This is a genomic window from Vibrio sp. B1Z05 (genome assembly GCF_052955985.1).
In genome coordinates this window covers 2034044-2048973 of sequence record NZ_CP130463.1, presented here as the reverse complement: position 1 = coordinate 2048973, position 14930 = coordinate 2034044, and the positions used below count along the sequence as shown (strand labels likewise).

Annotated in this window: 18 protein-coding genes; 9 read left to right on the top strand and 9 right to left on the bottom strand. The window is 43.1% G+C overall.

Features of this window, described 5'->3' with window-relative positions; translation table 11 throughout:
* Positions 1 to 1041, bottom strand: coding sequence for a phosphoribosylformylglycinamidine cyclo-ligase (gene purM, locus QV280_RS09285; RefSeq protein WP_367869516.1), 1041 nt, complete (start codon positions 1039 to 1041; stop codon positions 1 to 3).
* A gap of 291 nt (positions 1042 to 1332) precedes the next feature.
* Between purM and upp the strand changes: the two genes are divergently transcribed.
* Together upp and QV280_RS09275 are read left to right on the top strand one after the other, a co-directional pair.
* Positions 1333 to 1959, top strand: coding sequence for a uracil phosphoribosyltransferase (gene upp / locus QV280_RS09280; protein ID WP_023403404.1), 627 nt, complete (start codon positions 1333 to 1335; stop codon positions 1957 to 1959).
* A 105-nt stretch (positions 1960 to 2064) separates the two neighbouring features.
* Positions 2065 to 3297: a DUF2066 domain-containing protein gene (locus QV280_RS09275; protein WP_152819587.1), complete on the top strand. Its 1233-nt coding sequence runs from the start codon at positions 2065 to 2067 to the stop codon at positions 3295 to 3297.
* Positions 3298 to 3414: 117 nt separating this feature from the next.
* Here the strand turns inward: QV280_RS09275 and QV280_RS09270 are convergent, their stop codons facing one another.
* The 3 genes from QV280_RS09270 to bepA are packed head-to-tail and all read right to left on the bottom strand — an operon-like array spanning position 3415 to position 5684.
* Positions 3415 to 3852, bottom strand: coding sequence for a DUF2069 domain-containing protein (locus tag QV280_RS09270; protein ID WP_152819588.1), 438 nt, complete (start codon positions 3850 to 3852; stop codon positions 3415 to 3417).
* Positions 3852 to 4202, bottom strand: a complete 351-nt coding sequence (gene arsC, locus QV280_RS09265) for an arsenate reductase (glutaredoxin) (protein ID WP_152819589.1) — start codon at positions 4200 to 4202, stop codon at positions 3852 to 3854. The genes QV280_RS09270 and arsC overlap by 1 nt, the downstream gene beginning before the upstream one ends.
* A gap of 12 nt (positions 4203 to 4214) precedes the next feature.
* Entirely contained in the window at positions 4215 to 5684 is a 1470-nt protein-coding gene (bepA, locus tag QV280_RS09260) for a beta-barrel assembly-enhancing protease (RefSeq protein WP_152819590.1), read from the bottom strand.
* A gap of 203 nt (positions 5685 to 5887) precedes the next feature.
* Between bepA and QV280_RS09255 the strand changes: the two genes are divergently transcribed.
* Positions 5888 to 6109 carry a sulfurtransferase TusA family protein gene (locus tag QV280_RS09255; protein ID WP_023403409.1) on the top strand — a complete coding sequence of 74 codons (222 nt, stop codon included), beginning with the start codon at positions 5888 to 5890 and terminating at the stop codon, positions 6107 to 6109.
* An 8-nt stretch (positions 6110 to 6117) separates the two neighbouring features.
* Entirely contained in the window at positions 6118 to 7212 is a 1095-nt protein-coding gene (locus tag QV280_RS09250; RefSeq protein WP_152819591.1) for an AI-2E family transporter, read from the top strand.
* Between the two features lie 94 nt (positions 7213 to 7306).
* Here QV280_RS09250 and bcp read toward each other — a convergent pair whose 3' ends face one another.
* Positions 7307 to 7774, bottom strand: coding sequence for a thioredoxin-dependent thiol peroxidase (gene bcp / locus QV280_RS09245; protein WP_152819592.1), 468 nt, complete (start codon positions 7772 to 7774; stop codon positions 7307 to 7309).
* Positions 7775 to 7790: 16 nt separating this feature from the next.
* Positions 7791 to 8318 (bottom strand): glycine cleavage system protein R, encoded by a 528-nt coding sequence (locus tag QV280_RS09240; RefSeq protein ID WP_152819593.1) that lies wholly within the window; start codon positions 8316 to 8318, stop codon positions 7791 to 7793.
* Positions 8319 to 8550: 232 nt separating this feature from the next.
* On the opposite strand from QV280_RS09240, the gene dapA reads away from it, so the two are divergent.
* The 5 genes from dapA to QV280_RS09215 all read left to right on the top strand — a co-directional run bounded on the left by dapA (position 8551) and on the right by QV280_RS09215 (position 12471).
* Positions 8551 to 9429, top strand: coding sequence for a 4-hydroxy-tetrahydrodipicolinate synthase (gene dapA, locus QV280_RS09235; protein ID WP_152819594.1), 879 nt, complete (start codon positions 8551 to 8553; stop codon positions 9427 to 9429).
* 54 nt (positions 9430 to 9483) lie between these two features.
* Positions 9484 to 10536: an outer membrane protein assembly factor BamC gene (gene bamC / locus QV280_RS09230; RefSeq protein ID WP_152819595.1), complete on the top strand. Its 1053-nt coding sequence runs from the start codon at positions 9484 to 9486 to the stop codon at positions 10534 to 10536.
* A gap of 151 nt (positions 10537 to 10687) precedes the next feature.
* The gene (locus QV280_RS09225) at positions 10688 to 11119 is read left to right on the top strand and encodes a GNAT family N-acetyltransferase (protein WP_023403415.1); all 432 of its coding nucleotides are present in this window, start codon (positions 10688 to 10690) and stop codon (positions 11117 to 11119) included.
* Between the two features lie 435 nt (positions 11120 to 11554).
* Positions 11555 to 11935: a hypothetical protein gene (locus tag QV280_RS09220; protein WP_152819596.1), complete on the top strand. Its 381-nt coding sequence runs from the start codon at positions 11555 to 11557 to the stop codon at positions 11933 to 11935.
* Positions 11936 to 12135: 200 nt separating this feature from the next.
* A complete protein-coding gene (locus QV280_RS09215) occupies positions 12136 to 12471 on the top strand; it encodes a hypothetical protein (RefSeq protein ID WP_152819597.1) in 336 nt (111 codons plus the stop codon).
* Between the two features lie 356 nt (positions 12472 to 12827).
* Here the strand turns inward: QV280_RS09215 and QV280_RS09210 are convergent, their stop codons facing one another.
* Genes QV280_RS09210 through dapE form a run of 3 tightly spaced genes read right to left on the bottom strand, consistent with a single transcriptional unit; the run spans position 12828 to position 14912 of the window.
* Positions 12828 to 13067: a DUF2897 family protein gene (locus tag QV280_RS09210; protein WP_152819598.1), complete on the bottom strand. Its 240-nt coding sequence runs from the start codon at positions 13065 to 13067 to the stop codon at positions 12828 to 12830.
* An 11-nt stretch (positions 13068 to 13078) separates the two neighbouring features.
* Positions 13079 to 13774 carry a M15 family metallopeptidase gene (locus QV280_RS09205; RefSeq protein WP_152819599.1) on the bottom strand — a complete coding sequence of 232 codons (696 nt, stop codon included), beginning with the start codon at positions 13772 to 13774 and terminating at the stop codon, positions 13079 to 13081.
* Between the two features lies 1 nt (position 13775).
* A complete protein-coding gene (gene dapE / locus QV280_RS09200) occupies positions 13776 to 14912 on the bottom strand; it encodes a succinyl-diaminopimelate desuccinylase (RefSeq protein ID WP_023403420.1) in 1137 nt (378 codons plus the stop codon).
* Positions 14913 to 14930 lie beyond the last annotated feature (18 nt).

The window sequence follows — 14930 nt, the reverse complement described above, 5'->3', positions numbered from 1 at the left end:
TTATTTGATCTCTACTTGCTCTTCTTCGCCATTTGCTTGTGCAATTTGACCAATAACCCAAGCGTTTTCACCTTCTTCTTTAAGAAGTTGAACAGCTTGCTCAGCTTGATCTTGAGGCAAAGCAACGATTAGGCCAACACCACAGTTAAATGTACGATACATTTCGCGAGTGTCAACGTTACCGTTTTCTTGTAGCCAGTTGAAGATAGTAGGCCAGTTCCAGCTGTTACCATCGATAACCGCTTTAGTACCTTCAGGTAGAACGCGTGGGATGTTTTCCCAGAAACCGCCACCAGTAATATGAGAGATAGCATGGATATCGTGCTTCTCAATCATTTTAAGTGCAGATTTGATGTAGATTTTTGTTGGTTCTAATAGGTGTTCGCCTAGAGGTTTGCCTTCTAGATCTTGGTTTAGATCCGCTTTAGACACTTCAAGGATTTTACGAACTAGTGAGTAGCCGTTTGAGTGTGGGCCACTTGAACCTACTGCGATAAGTGCATCACCAGCGGCAACTTTAGTGCCATCAATGATGTCTTCTTTTTCAACAACACCTACACAGAAGCCAGCAACATCGTAATCGTCACCTTCATACATGCCTGGCATTTCTGCTGTTTCGCCACCGATTAGTGAACAACCAGATTGCACACAACCTTCAGCAATACCCGCAACAACGTCAGCGGCTGTATCTATGTCAAGCTTCCCTGTTGCATAGTAATCTAAGAAAAATAGAGGTTCAGCACCTTGAACGATAAGGTCATTTACACACATAGCCACTAAATCAACACCGATGGTGTCATGTTTTTTCATGTCTAGTGCAAGACGCAGTTTAGTACCAACGCCGTCTGTACCCGAAACCAGTACCGGTTGCTTATATTTGGTTGGCAATTCGCATAATGCGCCAAAGCCACCAATGCCACCCATGACCTCTGGACGACGTGTGCGCTTTACAGCACCTTTAATTTTGTCAACCAGTGCGTTGCCAGCGTCAATGTCTACACCAGCATCTTTGTAGCTAAGAGAAGCCTTGTTACTACTCACGGGAAATTCCTCGTTTAGATAAAGTTAGGGAAGAAAAATCGGCGCTATTCTAACAAGGGATAATCGACAATAGCAAACGTTTGCGTGGTTATTTACGTTTGTTATTGATTTATCCCCCTTATGTGAGAGAAAAATAACCACAAAAACCGAATTAGATAGGTAAATTGAAGCAATAAGCAGATTGTACTCGCAATCAATAATTAATTGCTCACTAATACCTATGTAGCTCGTAAGTTAGCATAGTTTGGGTATATAATTCGGAGGTTTATTGAATTCAGATTGGAGAAAGATATGAGAGTTGTTGAGGTAAAACATCCACTTGTAAAGCATAAACTTGGTTTAATGCGCGAAGGTAACATTAGCACTAAGCGTTTTAGAGAGTTAGCAACTGAAGTGGGTAGCCTACTAACTTATGAAGCAACCGCTGATTTTGAAACAGAACGTGTCACTATCGAAGGATGGGATGGTTCGGTTGAAGTTGATCAAATTAAAGGCAAAAAAGTAACTGTAGTGCCAATCTTACGTGCCGGTCTTGGCATGATGGACGGCGTATTGGAACACATGCCGAGTGCTAAAATCAGTGTTGTGGGTATCTACCGTGACGAAGAAACATTAGAACCTGTACCGTATTTTAATAAGTTGGCATCATGCATTGATCAACGTATTGCTCTAGTTGTTGACCCAATGCTAGCAACTGGCGGGTCTATGATTGCAACTATTGATCTATTGAAAGAGAAAGGCTGTAAAGTTATTAAAGCACTGGTTTTGGTTGCCGCTCCTGAAGGTATCGAAGCGCTAGAAAAAGCGCACCCAGATATCGAGCTATTCACTGCAGCTATCGACGAATGCCTAAACGACAAAGGCTACATTGTTCCGGGTCTTGGCGATGCGGGCGACAAGATTTTTGGTACTAAGTAACGCTAAATAAAACCATACGGTAGGGTACTTTTAAACAGGCTCTACTTGTTGGTTTTAGTATCTTCGCTTATCCTTTTCTAACTAATTAATATTACTGAGTTATTTATGCGATTATTAGCTTGTTTGCTAGCAACATTAACCTCTTTTTCTGCACTTGCGGTTACCAAAGTGAATGTGTTTGATACTGATGCTGTCGTTTTTGAACAGCAAGAAGGAGCCAAACACAGTGGTGAAGAGTTAGCGCGCCGCGAAGGCATGCGAGAAGTTATTGTACGAGCAACGGGTGATTCAGCCTCTTTAGATAATCCAGTTGTGCAAAAAGCCATTACCCAAAGTAGCCGTTTTTTGTCGACGATCATGCCATCTCAAAGAAATGGTCAACCTATCTTAAAAATGTCTTTTAACTCCAAGCAGATCCAATCTTTACTAGCTCAGGCAAATTTACCTTATTGGCCGGAAGAGCGCGCCCGTTTGTTGGTTTGGGTTGTAGAAGACAATGGCTATGATAGAACCATTAGCTGGGAGCAGTCAGAGCGAACCTCTGTGGCGAACCTAAGATATGTGGCAGGTCAAAAAGGGCTTCCTATTATTGTTCCTGTTGGTGATATTGATGATGTCACTAGCATCAAGCCGACAGAGCTGTGGGGTGGTTTTACCAAGCAAATCTCGAGTAGCAGTCGTCGCTACAATGTTGATGCCGTCGTAGTGGCTCGAATTGCCCGTAATGGTCATCAGCAACGTCTGCGTTGGACACTCTACGATGATAAACCTCAGTTTATCGACGACAGTGCATTGTCTCCGGTTTCTGGCGAGGCTTCAGGTACAAATAAACAAGTAACAGAAGCTTTAGTGGCAGAGCTAGGTCGTTACTACGCGAACAAAAGCGCAACCAAAAGCAGCGGTGAAGTGGCTTCATCAATTGATGTTAAATTCTCTGGCGTAAATGACGCGTTCTCGTTTTTCAGCATTGAACGTATGTTAGAAAGTTTACCAAGCGTTGCATCGGTAGAGCTGAGTCATGTAGTGGGTGATGATGTTGATTTTCAAGTTAACTTAATTACCGATAAAGCCGACTTTGAACGTCAATTACTTAGAAGTAATAAAGTGAACAAAGCGGCTAAGCCTGTTCCTGCAGCTCCCGTACCAACGGCACCCGCGACAGAAAAAACGCAAGCCGTTGCACCAGTACAAGCTGACAGCAGCAATACAGATACCACAACACAGCCGTCGACTGCAGTTTCAGTGCCTGTGGCAACGCCAGCGACAACGGAGAGCGCACCTGCCACTCCTGTTGCAGAGGAAGAAGCGCAAACTCTTGACTATGAGTGGCAATCTTAGCTTCTTCATTACTGACGAATTAGCGTAATCTAAAAAAGCCCCTGTATTACTACTAAAAATAGATAATACAGGGGCTTTTTATTGTTTGTTGTATGGGCTTTTTAGCCACCAGAAAAACTAGCGACCAAAGCGTTGCTGTTCTTCTTGCTTATATTCAGACAGCTTTTTTAGCTTCAAACCTAACTCGCGTCCTCTTAATCGGCTATATAGCGTGTTGCCAATAAAAGCGATACTGGTAATAACCAACTCGATAATAGCCAGAGTTCGCTCTCCTTCATCCACATACACCAATGTCAGTGAATGCAGGAAGTAGAGTAGCAATATAAAGTTTGCCCAAGCAAAGGTATACGGCTTTTGCGCCAATATGCCCTTGATAGGGAATAGCAAAGGTACACACCAAGCAATGGTTAAAAACCAAGGGTTAATTTCAGCCGGAGGTGAAATGACACTGTGCCAAAGCAGTACCCAAACTAATAAGCAAAAGTGACCTATTTGCGCTGTTCGTAGCCATAGCTTGGTGTTAGGGGCCATTTCTATGGCGTTAGAATTAGGCATTATAGGATCTCTAAAACCTGCTCTGGTGGACGGCCGTGCTTGGCTTTGCCATTTGCCACAACAATCGGGCGCTCAATCAGTTTGCGGTTGGCTAACATAGCTTCAAACAAAGCATCATCGCTTAATGCGCTATCGCTAAGGTTTAGCTCTTTATAGATGGCTTCTTTGGTACGCATCATTTGACGCACTTCAGTTAGCCCTAATTGGCTGTAGATAGTGCGCAGTGAATCTAGGGTCAGCTCAGCATCTAAATACAGAACCACTTCTGGTGCTATTCCTTTTTCTTCTAGTAAAGCTAATGTCTCTCGGCTTTTTGAACAGCGAGGGTTATGAAAAATAACAACAGACATGAAATTTCCTTTTTAGTTTTGGAGCGCCATAAACTGGTCGCGTTGTTGTAAAAGCTGATCGATACGCGCATCAAAGCGAGCTTGCTGATTACTGCCTAGCTGTGACAATTGAGCCGCTTGAGTAAAGCTTTGAATCGCACGATTCCAGTTAGCACTAAGGGCATACAATTCACCGCGAGCGGCAACTTCATTTGCCGAATCCCCTAAGTTAGCGTGCGCTTTACTTAATAGATGCCAGCCGTTGCTGTCATCAGAATTAGCGTGCGTGTATCGCTGTAATAATCGTATCGCTTCTTTGTTTTTATCTTGTTCAATCAGAACATTGGCCAGATTGATCTCTAATGTTGGGTTACCCGGTTTGGTTTTCAATGCGTTTTCTAACAATACTTGCGCTTTATATGGTGTTTTCTTGGCAATGTTTAAATCGGCCAGCGCATCCAGTACAAAGTTGCTATTGGGCAACTGTTTTTGCAATTGCACGAGCAAAGCTTCGGCTTTGTCTAGCTGTTTAGTGTCTAAATAAACCAGTGCCTTACCATATTGATAGGCGGGCTTTATCTCGGCTGATGCGGATTTTTCTTTGCGTTTAAGCCAATCTAACGCGCCATCGCTATTGATACCTACATAGCGGGCTACGATTCGTGCTTTTGCCATGTGAAAATCCAGTACTGGAGCATGCGGCTTGGAAGGGTATGCGTCAGCACGAGCACGAGTATCTGTAATACGATCTTCGGGTAATGGGTGAGTCAGCAGCATTGGCGGCGGCTTGCTCGCATAACGATATTGATCGGCTAAGCGTCCAAAGAAATGCGGCATCGCATGCGGGTCATAGCCTGTTTTGATCAAGGTGCTCATGCCCACTCGGTCTGCTTCTTTCTCATTACTGCGAGTATAGTTAATGGCACTTTGCATTGCGCCTGCTTGCGTGGCAGTTATAGCCGCGATTCCCGCTTCTGGGGCGGCAATCGCCAATAAAATAGAACCGGCTAATGCGGCGATCGTTACTGGCGTTTTACGCGCTTGATCTTCCATGCGCCTTGCCAAGTGGCGCTGAGTAACGTGGGCAATTTCGTGGGCAACCACAGAGGCAAGTTCGCCTTCAGTGTTAGCGTGTAAAAATAGACCAGTATGCAAAGCAACGTGTCCGCCAAAAAAGGCAAAGGCGTTAATGTTTCGGTCACGAATCAAAAAAAACTTAAAAGGCGTTTTTACATCAGAGGCATTGGCGACGAGTCGATAGCCTAAACTTGAAACATATTCACTTAAAACGGGATCACTGACGATGGGCTGACTGGCTCTAAGGATACGCATATAAGCATCGCCATAATTGCGTTCTTGATCTATGGTCAGGGTCGCACCAGCGGTTGTGCCGATATCGGGCAAGTCTGTTGAGTTGGCAAGACTAGGGGCGCTAAAGCATAAAGATGCACTTAATAGCGTGGCTAATATCGATACTTTGCGTTTTAAATTAGTGGCAGTCATTGTTTAATTAACGTGAGATCCGATTTCCATTTTAAAGAGGGCTGTCTAATGGTAAGACCCTATTGAGTCCATTTGGTTTCTTGATAAGAGCAAAATGACACTTGTTAACAACTTAGTCACTAGGTTAACACGGGATAATAGTGGTTTTGAACTAAAAAAGATTTACAATAGGCGTATTTAGAATAAATAGAACTCGTTCAAATATGTCAGTCGAAATCATTGATCTTACTGAAGAACGATGTCCTATGACTTTGTTGCTGGCTAAGCGTGCAAGTAGGGCATTATCAACGTCTCAAAGCCTCACTTTTTTAGTGCTAGATTTAGTCTCCATCAAAGATATGAAAGCTTACTTTTTACATCACGGTATGTTGGTGGATGTAAAGCAAGGTGCTGATTTTTATTCCTTAACCATAACCAAAGGGTAACTCTTACTATGCTTGATATGATGAAGCAATGGTATAAACGCAGATTCTCTGATCCTCACGCCGTTAGCTTAGTGACCATCATTCTATTTGGATTTATCACCATCTATTTTTTTGGGCATCTTATTGCCCCGCTGCTAGTTGCTATCGTATTAGCCTACCTTTTAGAGTGGCCTGTGGTGCAGTTAGTTCGCATTGGCGTACCTAGAACTCTAGCTGTTATTTTAGTGTTGTTGCTGTTTGTTGGCTTAGTGCTTGTTGCATTTATTGGCATAGTGCCAACTATCTGGCAACAAATTGGTAATTTCTTCAATGATGTGCCGAACATGTACCGTCAGTTGCAAGATTTTATTAACTCAATCCCAGAACGTTTCCCTGAATTTGCCACCGTCACTAACGCTGAGTTTATGTTTGCCGACATGAAAAATAAATTCGTTGGGCTGGGTGAAAGCGCAGTAAAAGGCTCATTAGCATCATTGGTGAGTTTGGCTACGGTTGGTGTTTACCTTATTTTGGTACCGCTGCTTATCTTTTTCTTGCTTAAAGATAAAGAGCAAATGTTAAGTATGCTTAGCGGTATATTGCCAAAAAACCGTAATCTTGCTTATCAGGTATGGCATGAAATGAACGGTCAAATCTCTAATTATATTCGCGGTAAAGTGGTGGAGATTGTTATCGTCGGCAGTGCCAGTTACATTACTTTTGCCATATTAGATTTGCGCTATTCGGTGTTGCTCGCGGTTGCCGTTGGCTTATCGGTGTTAATTCCCTACATTGGCGCCGCTGCTGTCACTATCCCTGTGGCAATTGTAGGGCTGTTCCAATGGGGACTTGCTCCGCAGTTCTATTATCTTTTAATCGCTTACGGCATTATTCAAGCGCTTGATGGCAATGTACTCGTACCTGTACTTTTCTCTGAGGCGGTCAACCTGCATCCGGTTGCCATTATTATTGCGGTATTGGTCTTTGGTGGATTATGGGGCTTTTGGGGGATATTCTTCGCCATCCCACTTGCCACGTTAGTGAAAGCGGTAGTCAATGCCTTTACTCACCCTGACTTAGACGCTTTGCAAGACCAGCAAAAAGTACAAGAGTCACAGCAATAGTATTTAGCACATATAGCAAAAACGAAAAAGCCAGTCGCTTAAATGAGACTGGCTTTTGATTTTTATGTCTGTCGTTATTATTCGCAGGCAGTCATTAAGCTTGGTTTAAATAATCCAACACCACTTCATGGTGCGTTTTAGTTTTAAACTTGTTGAATACGTGTTCAATCACGCCTTCTTCATTGATCAAAAAGCTGATGCGGTGTAGGCCGTCATACACTTTGCCCATGAATTTCTTTTCTCCCCAAACGCCAAAGGCTTCGGCTGCAGAGTGATCTTCATCGGATAACAGCGTGAAGTTTAAGCTATCGCGTTCAATGAATTTACCTAAGCGTTTTACTGGATCAATACTGACACCGAGCACCATGACATTGTGTGCTTCAAGCTCGGCTTTCACATCACGTAAACCTTGCGCTTGCACGGTGCAACCTGGAGTCATTGCTTTTGGGTAAAAGTAAAACAGAACTTTTTGCCCTTTTAGGTCTTTTAGAGAGACTGAATTGCCATCCTGATCGAGTAGAGTGACATCAGGTGCGGGTGTGCCTGCCGTTAATGTTTGCATTGAAAGTCCTTGAACATTATCCATTATTGATGAAATTAAGAGTCCCTTGCACATTGAGCGATTCACAAAATGCGGCAAAGTCTTCTTGTAACTGCATTAAATTATACTCATCTGATAAAGATGCGCTCAATGCAATTTGAAACTTATCTTTGTTTTCTCCGCTGAGCATTTTGGCACTTAACGAGTTAATCCCAATCTCTTTACTGGCAAAGAAAAAGGTCACTTGTTCCGTCAGGCCAATTCTATCTTGTGCTTGAATATGCGCTTCAATGGTAAATTTGGGTGCCAATTCGGTATGTGGCGAAGTACGTTTTACCATGGTCAGTAAATCATGTTGTGCCCCAAGTTGGGGAAGAGAATGCTCAACGCGAGTGGCTTGAGAAAGTGTGCTTGAAGTTAGCATGATTAACGTAAAATCGTTACCCAATATTGCAATACGGGTATCAATGATATTACAGCCAAGTTCAGAAATAAGATGGATGATTTTGTTGCCAATACCCGGGCGATCTGTACCAACGGCAGTGATAATTAAATGCTGCGCCATAATAGTATCCTTTGACTGACGAATTTTAATAGTCTACACGCAATCATTTGTTTTAGTGCCGGTAAATGTTGGAAACTTTAACTGAATTAACATATCGGCTTTGATGAACGTCGATCCTGTCAACTTGAATGCAAATAATTGGTAAAAACTTGACGCCAGTGCCTATATCCGCTTGTGTTTTCTAATCTCAATCAAGTACCATGCGATATTAATGAAATTTAGGGAGTGAGTCATGTTTTCGGGAAGTATTGTTGCTTTGATAACGCCTTTCAATACAGATGATGAAGTAGATTACCAAAGTCTTAAGAACTTAGTTGAGTTCCATGTTGATGCGGGTACATCTGCAATTGTCGCAGTAGGCACTACAGGTGAGTCGGCAACGCTTACCGTTGAAGAACATGTGAAGGTCGTCGGCAAGATAGTCGAATTTGCTAACGGTCGCATTCCTGTTATTGCGGGCACAGGTGCAAATGCAACTCATGAAGCCATCACATTTAGCCGTTTGCTAAATGATTCTGGCATTGCAGGATGCTTGAGCGTGACACCGTACTACAATAAGCCAACCCAAGAAGGCATTTATCAACACTTTGTTGAAATTTCAAAGGTGAGCGCAGTACCTATCATTCTTTACAATGTGCCAAGCCGTACCGGCGTAGATATGCTTCCAGAAACGGTAGCTCGTCTGTCTAAAATAGATAATATCGTAGCGTTAAAAGACGCAACGGGCGATTTATCACGAGTGGCAAAACACAAAGAACTTTGTGGCGATGATTTTGTCTTACTGAGTGGTGATGACGCTACAGGTCTCGAATTTGTGAAGCTGGGTGGTCAAGGTGTGATTTCTGTGACCAACAATCTTGCGCCAAAAGATATGGCTGATATGTTTAACCTAGCAGCGGAAGGCAAGTACGCTGAAGCCGAAATTATCAATGAACGATTAATGGGCTTACATCATGGGTTATTTGTTGAATCTAGCCCAACGCCTGTTAAATGGGCAGCGCAGCAATTGCATCTTGTTGGAAACAGCGCATTGCGTTTACCTATGATGCCATTGTCAGAAGCAGGCCAAGAAGTAGTAAACGCTGCACTTGACCAAGCTGGCATTCGTTAAACCTAATTATCTACGATTCGAACCTCAATCAGGTGCTAAGGATCAGGAGTCTCAATGAAGTTTGTTAATCAGCTAGTGCTTAGTACACTGGCTGTCGCTATTTTAAGTGGTTGTGCTGGTAGCGCAGCGGAGCGTCGTCAAGCAAAAGACGACTTTAAATACCTTGAAGCTGAACCTCGCCCTGATCTTGTATCAGCGCAAGATCAGCAGCTTGAGTTTTACCCTGACTATAATATCCCGAGTGGGGATTATGTCGGTGGTATTGGCAAACAGGTAGATATTCGCCCGCCACAACAGGTTCTAGAACTGATTCCTGGTGCTCGTACTGAGCAAGTTGATGGGGTAGTGACCTTATGGTTACTGACCAAAGACGAGCGCGATAAAGTATGGCAAACAGCGCAAGATATGATGGATTCTCGTGATATCAAACGCCTAACCTCTACTGACGACAGCATTGAAACAGATTGGATCGTTTGGGAAGAAGAAGACGAAGAGGAAACGCTAAGCAGCCGTTACCTTATCGAACGCTTTGAAGAAAACTCTCGCTTTGGATTCCGCATTAGCTTAATTGCGTGGAGAGAAGGTGGTGAAGAGCAAGAAGTTAGCTTGACCAACAAAGAACGTTATAACACCTTTATGACTAATTTAGTGATGTCTCGTTACGACCAAGTGGTTCGTGATGAAGCCGCTAAGAAAGCGTTGGAACTGGTGAAGATCATTCCTTTGAGCATGGGACAAGATCGTAGCGGTCTGCCTATTATTATTGCGCGCGCACCTTACAATGTCTTCTGGCAACGTATCCCAGAGCTATTGCCAACCATGGGCTTTAGCATGGATGAGCGTAATCAATCTCAAGGCACAATCAAAACATCTTTTGCTCAGCCAAATGACGATTTCTGGCAAAGCATCGGCATGAAGCCACTAAGCTACGACTCACAAACATACACCTTCTTGTTAGGTGATTTAGGTAACCGAACTTCGATTAACATTACCAATGAAGCTGGAAAACCAGTGACAGAAGAGATGCTAAAAGAAATGCTACCTGTATTAGCTAAGATGATGGAACAAACTAGCGCAGCTAAAGACGGCGAAGCTGACCAAGAGTAGTGAATACTTTTTAATGAATAGCAAAAGGAGCACTCAATGGGTGCTCCTTTTTTGTTATTTATGTTAATGCAAAATAGACGGACATAGATATTGTCGATAAAATACGCACTCGCGGCTGCACATTCATTTCAGTCAACTATAGAGAACCCCAATGATTGTAGAAAATGTGCTTCCTGAAAATTACGCAGAAATGCTTAATGTTTGGGAAAATTCAGTCCGAGCAACTCATGACTTCATAACAGAAGACGATATTGAGTTTTTTAAACCCATTATCATTGAGCAGGCGTTTCCTGCTGTCACGTTACAATGTGTGAAAAATGCAAGTGGCTCAATTCAAGGCTTCGTAGGTACCTACGAGTCTAAGATTGAAATGCTTTTCATCCTAAACGAGGCAAGAGGGCAAGGCATAGGTAAGGTGCTACTGCAACACGCAATAGAGCAGTTAGGCGCAACCAAAGTCGATGTAAACGAACAAAACCCACAGGCAGTAGGCTTCTACCAGCATATGGGTTTTAACGTCGTTTCACGCTCACCCCTTGATGGCATGGGAAAACCTTTTCCAATTCTGCATATGACTCTTTAAAGCTCGGTTTGTCGTAACCAAGTTTGTTAGAAGAAACGCCCAAAGCTAATAACTTTGGGCGTTTCCGTATGTGCGGGTGTTGTATCGCACCTTTTTGAATCTAAGTAATTTGACTTACCTTTCTTCATCTCTAGCGCTCCAACTATCTGGTCAAACTTGTTTATTCACCCACAGATGAAATGAAGTATTTAGTTCAATAGTAAGTGGGGTTTTTCTGCGTATTTATGTCGTTTATTAGGTTTGAATATGAAAATGCTAGTTTTGTCGAGGGTTCAGCCACTTTTTTATATAAACCTTGAATGTGAGTTGTGACGTATACTCTTTATATATCAGTAGTTTATGGTAGATTGAGTGGCAGTTAGATAACTAGGAAAACGAGTGGGTCTGTTATTAAGAATGTTATAAGCACCCAGCAATTCGAGTTGAGGAGTAAGTTTGAGTAATTGCGAATGTGAAGGAGCACCTAAAATAAAGACATCATATACATGTGCCACATGCAATAAATCGATAAAAGGATGGCAACTAAAGAAAAAGCTGAAATTAATCGGAATTATTGGTGTTGTTGGCTATGGTGTCGGTCAATCTGCTGAATCGGTTCTTTTTGATAGTAGATATCCGATGGAAGTTGAGTTCTCTCTTACTGATGCGTGTATCAATAGCTCAGGAAGATCATTGAGTTCAAGTCAGTATCAGAAAAAGCAAACGCTCTGTTTGTGTGCTGTTCGAGGCGCAATAAATGATATTAGCTATTCAGATTTTAAGTCGTCTAAGCACCTTTTTGATCAAAGTTTGAGGCGGAATATTCATGAGTGCTAGGTACAAGCACCTAGCACTCATATACTTACTTCGAGCGTGGAGGATTATTGCCACGACCGCCGCCTGAAGGGTTGCCAGTTTTGCTTGGACCATTTTGGGGAGTGTTGTTAGCCATGTTGTCTTCCTTAATCGTGTTAGTTTTGGTGTCTCAATCAGACAGGGATAATTTACGATAGTGTTTCGGGACAATTGGGGACTAAATGGACATTAGTGAAACTCAACGAGAAATTAAGGCTCTACTTGACCTTCTAGGCTGGTCTCAAAAGAAACTTGCCCGTGAGCTATACATGGATGAGTTTGAGGATGATGATGAGTTGGAAATAAAGCGGTACGAGGAAAAAGTGAAAAAGGCTCTTTCTCGTCCAACGACTAAAATTGAACTTCTTCGAGGTTACTCAAATTTTATCGGTAAACATCCAGCCTTTAGTAAAAAACGTTTGGTATTGAATAGCTTTCATCCAAGAGAGTGCCTTAATAATGAACAGCTGAATGTGATGAAAGAATTTTCAAAGTTAGTTGATAAGAAAATAACTTAACGTGCTTTATAACAAACGACTATTGCACTAACAGCTAATGTGCAGTCGTGTCTTTATCAAACATGACGTCATTGCTTAATATTGACTTGAGGATCACCATCTTTCGCAGGTAATTTGTGAAAGAAACACCTTGTTTAGCGAAGGATATGACATATGCAGAAAGAGGCTTTTTTATTATGTCTTACCTATAAAGTAACTACCTAAGAATCGACTACTAAAAGTAAATATTTAGTAGGAAGTAGCGTAACACTGAGTATCATTGTAGGTGTATTAACCGTTGATATTCCAACTAGGCCAAATTACACAATCAGGTCATAACTTAGCGAAGAAGGTGTTAATCGCCTATTTTAACAAAATCACTCATCCCCACTTTCCGATTCACCATCGGCTGGGCTCTTATCTTTCAAGTTCTTATTGGTCTGTTTTTGGCGTTCGGCATCAAGCTGTTTTAGCTTTTCTATGTCGTCTTTTTGCTGCTTAGACATAGTGCCTACTTTCATATTTGCCGTGTATTTGAGCGCGGCTATGTTGCCCGCTACGACGCTAACGGCGATGAAAATAATGACCCAAGGGTTAAATAACAGGTCTACGAGCATGAGTGACCTTCCTACGAAGTGGTGATGTTGCTGACATATTGAGTGTAGATCTTATCGAGGTGCATTAATACCTCGTTGTTACCTTCTATGGGATTAAGGCGCAAAATATCAGCAAGCATTTGGCTGTTGAAGGTGGCCAATGCTTTATCAGAGGTGGCTTGATGGCTTAGGTGCCACGGTTCTACTGCAACGCCGCCTTTGTCTTTGGCGTAGGGGAAAAAGAAGCCGTGTTGTGGTGCGTAAGTGAGTAGCCACTCATAGAAGGGCGCTTGATGTCCTTGTAAGTATTCCCAAGGCTCTAGTTGTAGCTGTACGCCTTCTGGAAGCAGGTTCTTAGCATAAAGGTCAAAGTCACAGCCCCAATGATGACGGCTTGCCCCAGGCAGTGCTGACCACCTTAAAATGGCATGAATGCGCTGCAACGGGGCAAGAGAATGAGCATCGAGTGGATTACCATCAATGTCTAGAATAGGTCGCACGCCTAGGTACTTGTTATTCCAAATCATTTTTTGTCGCTCAAAATCGCGAAAACCACTGGCGATGCTCAGTTCAAAGCCGTGTTGCGCCGCATGATGAACTAGCGATAAAAGAGCTTCACTAACGGCTTGATGAACCTTTACCTCACGCTTATCAATAGTGATAGCGGTAAGGTGTGACTCATCAATACCGGTTAATTGCTGCTGGGTCCAATCGCTAGTCTCATTCATGTTACTTTCCTAGTAGGTTAACCAATACGTTTTGGTACATATCCGCTAACAGGTCTAAATCTTCGGCTTTTACGCACTCGTTCACTTTATGAATAGTGGCGTTGACTGGCCCTAATTCAATCACTTGCGCGCCCATTTTAGCGATGAAGCGACCGTCAGAGGTGCCGCCAGTGGTCAATAGTTGTGGCGCTTTACCATTTACGGTAGTGACCGCATCAACTACAGCAGTAAGCAGATCGCCCGTATCGGTTAGGAAAGGTTCGCCGTTTAAGGTCCACTTAATATCGTAATCAAAGTCGTATTTATTTAAGACTTCATAGATGCGTTCTTTGATTTGTTCGTGGTGGATTTCGGTGCTATAGCGCAAGTTAAACATGGCATGTACTTCACCCGGAATCACATTGCTCGCGCCAGTGCCGCCGTTTAGGTTTGGCAGTTGGAAACTTGTTGGCGGGAAAAACTCATTGCCGTTGTCCCATTCAATTTGCGTCAGTTCCGTTAGCGCTGGCAGTGCGTGGTGAATCGGGTTTTTGGCAATGTGCGGGTAAGCAACGTGGCCTTGAATGCCTTTTACGGTTAGCTCGCCAGTGAAAGAGCCGCGACGGCCGTTTTTCACTACATCACCCACATAATCTGTGCTTGAAGGTTCGCCGACAATACACATATCAATGATTTCGTTGCGCTCAGTCAGTGTGTCAATAACGCGCGTTGTGCCGTTGATGAACGGGCCTTCTTCATCTGAGGTGATAAGAAAGGCAATAGAACCTTTGTGGTCAGGATGCTCAGCAATAAAACGCTCTACCGCGACGACCATAGAGGCCAGTGAGCCTTTCATATCGGCAGCGCCACGACCATACAGGTAGCCATCAACGACAGTGGGTTCAAACGGTGGTGTGTTCCAGTCGTTTAAGTTACCCGCAGGCACAACGTCTGTGTGTCCAGCAAAGGTAAATAATGGTGCTTGTGTGCCTCGACGAGCCCAAAGGTTAAGGGTGTCGTCAAAGTGCATAATTTCAATGTCAAAGCCCAGTGCTTTGAGGCGTTCAATCATTAATGGTTGGCATCCTGCATCTTCAGGAGTGACAGACTGACGGCTGATAAGATCGATAGCTAAATCTAAAACGGGACTGGAGTTCATCCTATTTCCTTAATATGG

Excerpts from the sequence above, each read along its gene's own strand:
- upp (WP_023403404.1), top strand. The coding sequence starts at position 1,333 with ATGAGAGTTGTTGAGGTAAAACATCCACTTGTAAAGCATAAACTTGGT.
- QV280_RS09205 (WP_152819599.1), bottom strand. The coding sequence starts at position 13,774 with ATGAATGAGACTAGCGATTGGACCCAGCAGCAATTAACCGGTATTGAT.
- QV280_RS09250 (WP_152819591.1), top strand. The coding sequence starts at position 6,118 with ATGCTTGATATGATGAAGCAATGGTATAAACGCAGATTCTCTGATCCT.
- QV280_RS09210 (WP_152819598.1), bottom strand. The coding sequence starts at position 13,067 with ATGCTCGTAGACCTGTTATTTAACCCTTGGGTCATTATTTTCATCGCC.
- bamC (WP_152819595.1), top strand. The coding sequence starts at position 9,484 with ATGAAGTTTGTTAATCAGCTAGTGCTTAGTACACTGGCTGTCGCTATT.
- dapE (WP_023403420.1), bottom strand. The coding sequence starts at position 14,912 with ATGAACTCCAGTCCCGTTTTAGATTTAGCTATCGATCTTATCAGCCGT.
- QV280_RS09240 (WP_152819593.1), bottom strand. The coding sequence starts at position 8,318 with ATGGCGCAGCATTTAATTATCACTGCCGTTGGTACAGATCGCCCGGGT.
- dapA (WP_152819594.1), top strand. The coding sequence starts at position 8,551 with ATGTTTTCGGGAAGTATTGTTGCTTTGATAACGCCTTTCAATACAGAT.
- QV280_RS09215 (WP_152819597.1), top strand. The coding sequence starts at position 12,136 with ATGGACATTAGTGAAACTCAACGAGAAATTAAGGCTCTACTTGACCTT.
- QV280_RS09225 (WP_023403415.1), top strand. The coding sequence starts at position 10,688 with ATGATTGTAGAAAATGTGCTTCCTGAAAATTACGCAGAAATGCTTAAT.
- QV280_RS09270 (WP_152819588.1), bottom strand. The coding sequence starts at position 3,852 with ATGCCTAATTCTAACGCCATAGAAATGGCCCCTAACACCAAGCTATGG.
- QV280_RS09275 (WP_152819587.1), top strand. The coding sequence starts at position 2,065 with ATGCGATTATTAGCTTGTTTGCTAGCAACATTAACCTCTTTTTCTGCA.
- arsC (WP_152819589.1), bottom strand. The coding sequence starts at position 4,202 with ATGTCTGTTGTTATTTTTCATAACCCTCGCTGTTCAAAAAGCCGAGAG.
- bcp (WP_152819592.1), bottom strand. The coding sequence starts at position 7,774 with ATGCAAACATTAACGGCAGGCACACCCGCACCTGATGTCACTCTACTC.
- bepA (WP_152819590.1), bottom strand. The coding sequence starts at position 5,684 with ATGACTGCCACTAATTTAAAACGCAAAGTATCGATATTAGCCACGCTA.
- QV280_RS09255 (WP_023403409.1), top strand. The coding sequence starts at position 5,888 with ATGTCAGTCGAAATCATTGATCTTACTGAAGAACGATGTCCTATGACT.